The sequence below is a fragment of the Adlercreutzia sp. CNCM I-6207 genome, from assembly GCF_977072305.1.
This window is the reverse complement of the sequence record NZ_CDRVLZ010000040.1, coordinates 1-2,725: the sequence shown is the minus strand read 5'-3', so window position 1 is coordinate 2,725 and position 2,725 is coordinate 1. Positions and strand designations below refer to the sequence as shown.

Here is a 2,725-nt window from a genome sequence, read left to right as displayed (position 1 = left end):
GCACCCGCGCAAATCTACGTTTGGCAGCGTGATTGTACCACCCTGCCGCGGCGGCTAGATGAGCACGCCCTCATCCCTACACTGGTTGACTGTCGGATTTTACTTTCCTCTGTTCCCATGTTCTCTCCCACTCCCCAAATTTGCTTTTTTGCTTCCATTAAATCTTCCTTACTATATTCCATTGTTACCCTCCATAACTTCTGATTGTTGCCGTCTTGACGATTATGTATCTTTACATTACCTTCTGAAACATATGGCGCACCTTGTCCAGGCGGCTGTTTGGACGGCGGGGCTGGATGACCGGCTGACCGACAGCGGCCTGATATCCTTTCAGCTCTGTAAGGCATACGCTCCGCCCGTTGGTGTAAAAGGCCAGATCAGTACGGTATGCCTGTATACAGCGGGCGGGAATCTCGCCAGTAAAGACAACTTCATCCTTTTTTACCTGGGCCGTTTCGATGGTGGCACAGTATTTCGGTGCATCATGATAAGCCCTGGAAAGGTATTCCTGGGGCGCATAGAGGATGAAGGAGAGATAAGGTTCCAGCAGCTGCGTCCCCGATTCCTTCAATGCCTGTTCCAATACAATCGGGGCCAATGAGCGGAAGTCCGCCGGCGTGCTGACCGGACTGTAATAAAGCCCGTATTCAAAGCAAATCTTACAGTCCGTTACGTTCCAGCCGAACAAGCCCTGCTCCAGCCCGTAACGGATACCATCCCTGACAGCGTTTTGAAAACTCTGGTTCAAGTATCCCAGCGAAACCCGGCTCTCGTATTGTACACCGGAGCCAAGCGAGAGTGGTGTAACAGACAGTCCTATGGATGCCCAAAACGGGTTGGGCGGCACCTCGATATGGATGGTGTGGCTGGCTGCTTTGAGCGGCCGCTCCATATAAATGACGGAGGGTTCCTTTACCACTGTTTCAAGCTTGTATTTTTCCGACAGCAAAGCGGAAACAACCTCCAACTGCACCCGGCCCAAAAAAGAAAGAATGATCTCATGGGTGATGGAATCCACTTCGCAACGCAAAAGCGGGTCAGTATCCGCAAGTTGCGTAAGAGCGTCCAGCAGCCGTTCTCTTTGCGCTGCCGTTTTCGGCGCAATCGCCGTCCGCAGCATGGGGAGGGGGTCCTCGCGCCACCTTTTACGAGGGAGCCGGGTTTGGTCCCCTAATACATCGTTTAACCTCACGCTGTCGCTGGGAAGGATAACAATTTCACCCTGATAAGCGGTGTCTGTCCGAACAATTTCCCCTTTGGATGGAATACGCATCTCTGTGATTTTCAGCTTTTCTCTCCCGGCCAGGGCCACCGTATCCCGCAGGCGCAGCGTTCCGCTGTATAACCGTAGATAGACACGCCGCTGGCCGCAATCGGTGTACTCAACCTTGAAAACGCTGCCGCATAGGGCGGCGCCCCCCTGTTCCCCAATCGGTTGGAACAGCCCTGTCACCGCATCCATCAACGGTTGAATGCCAAGGCCATTTTTGGCGCTGCCATGATAGACTGGGAACAGGGAGGCGTCTTGAACCCGCTGCTGTTCCTCCCGCGCAAGTTTTTCCCGGCTGATTGGTTCTCCTGCGATATACTTTTCCAATAATTCATCGTTATTTTCGATGACCGCATCCCATGCTTCTATGTCGGTATTTTCCTCCAGGACTATTTCCGGGGACAGCGACACCGTCTGCTTGATGATAATATCGGCGGAGAGCTTATCCCGAACAGACTGAACCACGCTCTGCAAATCAACGCCAGCCTGGTCGATCTTGTTGATAAAGATAACGGTGGGAATGTTCATTTTCCGCAGGGCATGGAACAGAATACGGGTCTGGGCCTGCACGCCATCTTTAGCGGAGATCACCAAGATGGCCCCATCTAAAACAGCCAAAGAGCGGTACACCTCCGCCAAAAAATCCATGTGGCCGGGCGTATCCACAATGTTAACTTTACATCTGTGCCACTGGAAGGAAGTGACTGCCGCTTGAATGGTAATCCCACGCTGCCGCTCCAAAAACATGGTGTCCGTCCTCGTTGTCCCTTTTTCGACGCTCCCCGGTTCTGAAATGGCTCCGCTGGCATATAGCAGGCTCTCCGTCAAGGTCGTCTTTCCAGCGTCTACATGGGCAAGAATTCCAATATTGATTATTTTCATGTGATTGTCCTCCCTTTACAGCCCCAAAGGGCATAAAAATCCCCAGCAGTAAAATACTTTTACCACTGGGGATTATAAGTTGCGGACATACACATATACAGCATACACCTGTTTGTGATTGCTGTTTTTGGGGATATGTCAAAATTGATAAGGCAAAAGTATTCTTAAATTGGGTACAAAAAACTAAGCCCCTACAAAAGGAGCTATCATAATCCTTTGTTCCCACTATTTGATTATAGTTTTATTTAAGAATACCTTGCCGCATATTTTTTACTCCTTTTCTGGATTAAATCATTGTATCACATCAGTTTTAGGAAAGCAAGTACCTAAAAGAAATTTTTCTTCCCCTTATATGTAACAATCATACCGGCTTCCTAGCGTTCAGAATGTTTTCTGCTGTCTGCTGTGGTGTTTGGTTGGAATTGTCCAACCAAAAGCCGATCCGTGGTGTTGTCTGCATTTTACTAAATACAAATTTGACAGTCAACCAGTATAGGGATTATCTCGCTTCCTCGAGCTGCGGAAACTCGCGTCGGCCATGAACAAATGGCGGAGCACCCTTTCCACTTTGGG

General features: G+C 49.8%; 1 protein-coding gene. It reads right to left on the bottom strand.

Annotated features, from left to right (window positions below; translation table 11 throughout):
* Nucleotides 1–232 precede the first annotated feature (232 nt).
* The gene (tet(W), locus tag ACW4QM_RS11390) at nucleotides 233–2,152 is read right to left on the bottom strand and encodes a tetracycline resistance ribosomal protection protein Tet(W) (RefSeq protein ID WP_009305318.1); all 1,920 of its coding nucleotides are present in this window, start codon (nucleotides 2,150–2,152) and stop codon (nucleotides 233–235) included.
* Nucleotides 2,153–2,725: the final 573 nt, after the last annotated feature.